This is a genomic window from Novosphingobium sp. (genome assembly GCF_025351285.1).
Taxonomy (GTDB): domain Bacteria; phylum Pseudomonadota; class Alphaproteobacteria; order Sphingomonadales; family Sphingomonadaceae; genus Novosphingobium.
The window spans coordinates 1-7,219 of record NZ_JANXWG010000109.1; the positions used below are offsets into that span (position 1 = coordinate 1).

The following is a 7,219-nucleotide window of genomic DNA, read 5'->3' on the forward strand; positions in this document are numbered from 1 at the left end:
CGCCGCCGCGACAGCCCGCTGCTCAGCGCAATCCGCACCGCCTCACGCTTGAAATCTTCTGTATGCTTCTTCATCTCATCGGTCTCCTTGATCGAGTGTTAAACTCTCAAGTGACCGGCGCAAAACCGTTACAAGTCCAAAGACGATCTACATTCTCTACGAGCAACCAGCTTCCCTTTGCGATCTCGCCAGTGCGAACAGCATTCAGAAATGCGGCGAGCGCACCTTTGACCCGGTGCTTTCCCGTAAATGCAGAGACACCCAGCGCCCTATAAGTGCTATCGAGATCAAGGCCTCGTTCAGCCGCGAAGCGCTCTGCTTTAGCAAGCTGGCGTCGTAAACTATCACCCTTCATTTGAGCGGGGCTGCTGAACCGAATGAAACTGTAGGCGTTTGTCATTGTGCGATCATAACCGCGTGGACACTGGCCCGCATTATTTGAATCAAGGGGGAGTTTTGCAGACCTTGTTGACGTTCTGTCCACCCGGGCCGGTCGCGGCAATGAAGCTTTCCGAAACGAGCGCCAGCGCGCGCGCGACCAGATCGTCATCAGCCATCGCTCGGCTCGACAGGGATCGGCGGTTCGGACAGCGACGGCGCCGGTTCGGCGAACCCGAACACGGCGAAGTCGGCGGGCATCGGCGCGCTTGCGTGGATCGCAGGTTTGTCGCCGCGCTGAACCGTCAGGCTGCTTGCATGGAGCATCGTCCGCTTTGCCCCGTGGCCGGGCTTGCCTTCGCCGTAGATCGGATCGCCGAGCAGTGGATGGCCGAGACCGGTCAGCGCGTGGACGCGGATCTGGTGCGTGCGGCCGGTTTCTGGGCGGAATTCAATCAGCGTCAGGGCTGCGCCATTGCCGGCCTGGCGCCGCTCGATCACGCGCCAATGCGTGACCGCGTCCTTGCCCTTTTTCGCCGCGATCATCCGCCAGCCGTCCTTGACCGAACTGATTTTGGACAAGTTGAGCGCAATCGTTCCGTCTTCGCCCGGCGCATCGCCGGCCAGCACGCCGAGATAGACCTTTTCCACCTGCCGGGCCTCGAACGCCGCGGAAAAACGCTTATGCGCCCGTGTGTTGCGCGCGAGCAGCAGGCAACCCGAGGTGTCGCGATCGAGCCGGTGGACTGGCAGCGGCGGCCGGTGGAAACCGAGCTTGAGGCTTTCGATATGATCGTCCAGGCTTTCGCCTCCCGCGCGGGGTCGGTCGAGCGGCAGCCCGGCCGGCTTGTCGATCACCAGCGCCTCGCCGTCTTCGAACAGGATGCGGCCAGCCAAATTCGTCAGGTTGGTCATTACGTGAGTGCCTTGGCGATGCGGTCAAGCGCAGCGTCGAGCCGAGCATCGTCGGCGGCAAAGCTGATACGGAATCCCCAGAAGCGGGCGACGTCGCCACCGAACGCCGAAGCCGCGACAACCGCGACGCCGTGTTCGAGCAAGTGCAACGCCAGCGCCTGATCGGTGCCGAAACGCGGTTGCAAGGCGCTCGCATCGACCATGCAATAAAACGCGCCATCGGGCACGGGGGTGGAGAGGCCGGGAATGGCATTGATCGCGGCGACAACGCGGTCGCGGCGGACACGGAAGCGCTCGCGCCACTCGGCCAGGAAGTCCTGCGGGCCGTTGAAAGCAGCAGCGGCGGCAGCCTGGCTGATCGAGCAGGGGTTGCCCGAGGCGTGCGATTGCAATCGTTCCATCGCGTGCACCAGCCATTTGGGGCCGGTGGCGACACCGATGCGAAAGCCGGTCATCGCGTGGCTTTTCGACACGCCCGAGACGGTCAGAACTCGCTCAGCCAGATCGGGACACACAACGCTGAGTGTGGCGTGGGCGCCGGGTGTGTAGCGTAGCGGAGCGTAGATATCGTCGCTCAGCACCAGAATTTGCGGGTGCCGGCGGAGCACTTCGCCGAGCGCTTGCAACTGCGCCGCCGAATAGGTCGCTCCAGTCGGGTTGCCGGGGCTGTTGAGCAGCAGCCAGCGCGTGGCGGGCGTGATCGCGGCTTCGAGTTGTTCGGGCGAAATGCGGAAACCGTCGGCCGAACCGGTCGGTAGCGGTACCACCGTCGCGCCCGAAAACCGCGCGATCTCGGGATAACTGACCCACCACGGCGCCGAGATCAGCACTTCGTCGCCCGGATCGAGCGTGGCCAGCAGCGCCAGGAAGATCGATTGCTTGCCGCCCGCGCTGGCGATCACCCGGCTCGGCGTAGTTTCGATGCCGAGATCGCGGGCAAAATGCAGCGCGGCGGCCTCGCGCAGCGCCGCGGTGCCGGCAACCGGCGTATAGCGCGTGTCCCCCGCATCGAGCGCGGCATGTGCGGCGGCGATCACGTGCGGCGGGGTAGGGAAATCGGGCTCGCCCACCGAGAGCGAGATCACGTCGCGCCCCTCGGCCCGCAGCGCGAAGGCGCGGTCGGTCATCGCGTTGGTGCCCGAGGGCGCGATCCGCGCCAGCGCAGCAGCGATCCGCGCCTCGCTCATGCGCCGAGCAATCGCGCCGGGATCAATCCGCGCAGGGCGTTGCCGATGTGGAAGCCATTGGCGAGGTCCTCGATCCGCACTTCGCCTTCGATCGCGCGGCCCGCGTCGATCAGGCTCTGGCGCAATACGCCGGGCAGCAACCCCAGCCCGGTCGGTGGCGTCACCAGCAATCCATCGCGTGCCACGAACAGCGAGGTGAATGTCCCCTCGGTCAACAGGCCGTCGTCGCGCAGGAACAAGGCCTCGAGCGCTCCGGCCTTCAGGGCGGCGCTGTGCGCGTCCTCGTAGAAAGCGCGGTCGCTGGTCTTGTGACGCAGCCGCCAGTCACCCGTTGCGACCGGCAGCGGGATCACCGCGCAGATCGCGGGTTCGGTCAACGGCGCGGGCAGCGGCGCCACTTCCAGCGTGTGTGCGCCGCTGCGCGCCACCATCAGCCGCAGCTTGGCCGGTTCGGCAATGTCGAAGCACAGCGCCTGGATCGCGTTGCGCAAGCTATGCCGATCGAACGCAATCTCCAGTTCGGCCGCACTCGCGCGCATGCGTTCGAGGTGCAATTCGAGCAATGCCACGCCCAGGTGCGGATCGAAATGCATCGTCTCGATCAGGTCGGCCTGGCCCACGGACAACGACAAGAAACGCCCCTTCATCACGCATTCGCGCCGCTCGGCCAGCATGCCGGAATCGGCGACGACTGCCGACCCCACCCCCATCACTGCACGACCCGCCCTCGGATCGAGGCGCAAGGTGCGGATTGCCACATTGAACGCTGCCTCTCCAGCAGGATTTTGGCCGGCTTGTTCTTTGCTGGCCCCTCCGATTCGGCCGATCGCGCCACAATAGGCCCCGCGTGCATCGCGTTCCAACGCGTCGATCAGCTCCATCGCCCGGATTTTCGGCGCACCGGTGATCGATCCGCAGGGGAAGATCGCCCGCAGCAATTCTTGCTGGTCCGTCCCGGACCGAACGCGCGCGCAGATTGTCGTCACCATCGTATGCAGCGTCGGATATGTCTCGACCGCGAAGGGCGCCTCCACGCGCACGCTGCCCGGTTCGGCTACGCGCGAAAGGTCGTTGCGCATCAGGTCGACGATCATCAGGTTTTCGGCGCGGTCCTTGGCGTTGTCGGCCAGCGCGGTGCGGTTCGTCGCGTCCTCGGCATCGGTGCGCCCACGCGGCGCGGTGCCCTTCATCGGCCGCACGGTCACTGCCTGGCCGTCGCTTTTGAAAAACAGTTCGGGTGAAAAGCTCAACAGCCAGTGCGAACCGTCCCACACCACCCCGCCATAGCCCGCACGCGCATCGGCGCGGACCGCGGCGTAAAGCGCCAGCGGATCGCCATGATAGCTGCCGGCCAGCGGAAACGTCAGGTTGGCCTGGTAGATGTCGCCGGCGTGGATCGCCTCGGTCACCCCGGCAAAAGCGCGCGCGTACCCGCCGAGCGAGACTTGCGGCACCATCGGCCCGATCCGCGCTGGTCCGGATCCGTTGGCGGCCAGCCAGTCCGCCACATCCGCCGCCGCGATCGCAGTGTGCCCGGCAAAGCGCGCGAACCACACCAGTGGCCCCGCCGCCCCGCTGCGCCGTGCAGCCATTGCGCCAAGACGGGGTTCGAGCGCCAGACCGGCCTCGTAAGCAAGATAGCCCGCCCACTCGCCCTCACCCGAGCCCAACCGGTCAAGCGCCGCCCCCACCTCCTCGGGCCGTCGCGCGACCACCACTTCCAGGGGATCGCGGTACAGCCGCGCGGGCGCCGCGCCGCCAGGGTGCGTATCGTCGCGCGCATCGTCGAGCAGGATGAAGGGGGAAGCGGTCAGCACGGTGGCGCGCTTCTATCGGCCATGCGCGGTGGATGCAAAAGCTGCTCGCACCCGGCCTCACGAATCGGTAAGCCGCGCGTCATCATGGCCACTTCGGGCAGAAGTCAGGGACGACGCGCAGACATGGACGACATCTTCATCGGATTGGGCGACGACAAGCAACCACAGCGCCTCCGCCTGCGCCGCGCCAATCGCCACGGGCTGATCGCCGGATCGACCGGCACCGGCAAGACCGTGACGCTGCAGACGATCGCCGAACAGTTTTCGGCCGATGGCGTGCCGGTGTTCATGGCCGACGTGAAGGGCGATCTGGCGGGGATCGCGATGCCCGGCAGCCCGCTGGCCAAGAACGCCGACATGCTGATCCAGCGCGCCAAGGATCTCGGCATCACCGACTACGCCTGGCGCGACAACCCGGTGGTGTTCTGGGATCTTTACGGCGAACGCGGCCACCCGGTGCGCACCACGATCTCGGAAATGGGGCCGCTGCTGCTGTCGCGGCTGATGGCGCTGAACGATACGCAGGAAGGCGTGCTCAACATCGCCTTCCGCTATGCCGATGACAACGGGCTGCTGCTGCTCGACCTGGCCGATCTGCAAGCGGTGCTGATGACCTGCGGCGAGAAATCGTCCGAACTGATCACCAAGTACGGCAATATCTCGAAGGCCAGCGTGGGCACGATCCAGCGGCAGTTGCTGGCGTTCGAAAGCCAGGGCGCTGATCGATTCTTCGGTGAGCCGGCGCTGGAAATCAACGATTTCATCCGCACTGATGAGCAGGGCCGCGGCGTGATCAACGTGCTCGCCGCCGAAAAGCTGATGCAGAGCCCCAAGCTCTACGCCACCTTCCTGCTGTGGCTGATGACCGACTTGTTCGAAGCGCTGCCCGAAGTCGGCGATCCCGAAAAGCCCAAGCTCGTGTTCTTCTTTGACGAGGCGCACCTGCTGTTCGACGATGCCCCCACCGCGCTGATGGACAAGGTGGAGCAGGTGGTGCGGCTGATCCGATCGAAGGGCGTCGGCGTCTATTTCATCACGCAGAACCCGATCGATGTGCCCGAAAAGATCGCCGGGCAACTCGGCAACCGCGTCCAGCACGCCTTGCGCGCGTTCACCCCGCGCGATCAGCGCGCGATCAAGGCCGCCGCCGACACCTTCCGCATCAACCCCGATCTCGATGTGGCGCGTGCGATCACCGAGTTGAAGACGGGCGAGGCGCTGGTTTCGGTGCTCGACGAGGAGGGCGCGCCTACCGTTGTCCAGCGCACCCGCATCGCGCCGCCCCGCTCGCGGATCGGGCCGTTGACCGACCAGGAACGCGCGGTGATCAAGTCCATCAGCCCGTTCGGTGGCAAGTACGACACCGCGGTCAATCGCGAATCGGCGTCCGAAGTACTGACGCAGAAGGCCGCCGATGCGACCGCTGCGGCGCAAGTCGTGGCCGAGCAGGGCCCCGACGCGCAGCGCGCGCAGGCGCGGCAGTCGCCATCGCTGTGGGAGCGGGCGGGGAAAGCCGCGTTCGGTGCTGCGGCGGCCTCGGCGGGTGGCATGCTCGCGCGGCAGATGACCGGGCGCAAGGTTGGTGGATCGCCGCTGGCATCGGCCGCGAGCGCCGCGGCGGGTGCGATCGGCACCGCGCTGGGCGGCGAAACCGTCGGCCGGTTTGCGCGCGGGTTGTTTGGCAACCTGCTGCGTTAAAGCGCGGCTATAGCGGCAGCCGGATCGTCGCGCTCAGGCCGATCACTGTGCCGTCGGGGCTGCGCCGGTTGGCCAGTGTGAGCGAACCGCCGTGCTGTTCGGCGATGGCGCGGGCCAGTGTCAGTCCGATGCCGGCGCCGCCGGTGCCGGTGTTGCGCGAGGCTTCGAGCCGGGTGAACGGTTCGACCATGCGGTCGACATCGGCTTCGGGAATGCCCGGCCCATCGTCCTCGACGACCAGCACCGCGAAGCCCGGCTTTGCGCCATGGCCAACGGCTTCGCGCCGCAGCGTGACCCGCGCCGATCCGGCGTAGCGCACCGCGTTCGACGCCAGGTTGCGCAACGCGCGCCGCAGCCAGGTGGCGCGCAGCGGCAACACGATGCGCTCGCTGGCCGCGAGAATGACCGGTTCGCCCATGTCTTCGTATTCGTCGACCACCGCGCCGACCAGCGCGCCCAGTTCGGTGGGTTCGAGCGGGTCTGTCGGGCGGCCCACGCGCGCCAGCGACAGGATATCGTCCAGCGTGCGGTTGATGTCTTCGATCCCCGCCGCCATCGGCGCGCGATCGGCATCGTTTTCGACCGATTCGATCCGCACGCGCAACGCCGCGAGCGGGGTCTTGAGATCGTGCCCGATCGCGCCGAGCATCACGTCCTTTTCATCGAGCAACCCCGTGATCCGCGTTTCCATCGCGTTGTGCGCGGCAAACAGCCGGCGAATGTCGTCGGGCCCGCTTGGTGAAAGCTGGCCAACGAGCGTGCGATCGCGCGCAAATTCCTCGACCCGCCGGGTCAGGGCGGCGAGTGGCCGGGTGATCCGCCGCACGATCAGCGCAACCGCGCCGACCAGCACCATGTAAAGAAACAGCGTCTGCAGGAACAGGCTGAGGATGATGTGCCGCTCACCGCCGGGCGCCACCAGCCGCGTGGTCAGCCAAGCGCCATCGGGCCGGTGGATCGAGGCGATGATGAGACGCGATGGCAACGGTTGATTGTCGAGCCGCACGATCCGGCGGCGCTGTTCCAGCCAGACGGAGCCGAGCGGATCGGCGTGCATATCGCGTTCGACGACCACGATTTGCGGCGCCGGCAGGCCTTGCGCGGCCAGCAGTTCGGACAAGGCCAGCTCGATGGAGCCAAGACGTTTTTCGCCGGGGCGCAAAGGACCTGCGGATTCGAGCCGGGCTCGGAACAGGCTGAAATCGGATTGGCCACCCGGGTGCG

Annotated in this window: 6 protein-coding genes; 1 reads left to right on the plus strand and 5 read right to left on the minus strand. The window is 66.5% G+C overall.

The window, feature by feature from the left end:
- Positions 1–106: 106 nt before the first annotated feature.
- From Q0R16_RS13795 to pabB, 4 genes are all read right to left on the minus strand, one after another.
- Positions 107–400 carry a recombinase family protein gene (locus tag Q0R16_RS13795; protein WP_295637118.1) on the minus strand — a complete coding sequence of 98 codons (294 nt, stop codon included), beginning with the start codon at positions 398–400 and terminating at the stop codon, positions 107–109.
- Positions 401–549: 149 nt separating this feature from the next.
- A complete protein-coding gene (locus Q0R16_RS13805; RefSeq protein ID WP_295637121.1) occupies positions 550–1,293 on the minus strand; it encodes an RluA family pseudouridine synthase in 744 nt (247 codons plus the stop codon).
- Positions 1,293–2,480: a pyridoxal phosphate-dependent aminotransferase gene (locus Q0R16_RS13810; RefSeq protein WP_295637124.1), complete on the minus strand. Its 1,188-nt coding sequence runs from the start codon at positions 2,478–2,480 to the stop codon at positions 1,293–1,295. The genes Q0R16_RS13805 and Q0R16_RS13810 overlap by 1 nt, the downstream gene beginning before the upstream one ends.
- Entirely contained in the window at positions 2,477–4,294 is a 1,818-nt protein-coding gene (gene pabB / locus Q0R16_RS13815; RefSeq protein ID WP_295637134.1) for an aminodeoxychorismate synthase component I, read from the minus strand. Before pabB ends, Q0R16_RS13810 begins: the two co-directional genes overlap by 4 nt.
- A gap of 126 nt (positions 4,295–4,420) precedes the next feature.
- Here pabB and Q0R16_RS13820 point away from each other — a divergent pair, with 126 nt between their 5' ends.
- Positions 4,421–5,995, plus strand: a complete 1,575-nt coding sequence (locus Q0R16_RS13820; RefSeq protein WP_295637127.1) for a helicase HerA-like domain-containing protein — start codon at positions 4,421–4,423, stop codon at positions 5,993–5,995.
- A 7-nt stretch (positions 5,996–6,002) separates the two neighbouring features.
- Here Q0R16_RS13820 and Q0R16_RS13825 read toward each other — a convergent pair.
- Positions 6,003–7,219: HAMP domain-containing sensor histidine kinase (locus Q0R16_RS13825; protein ID WP_295637131.1), on the minus strand; the 1,217-nt coding region annotated here is incomplete at its 5' end.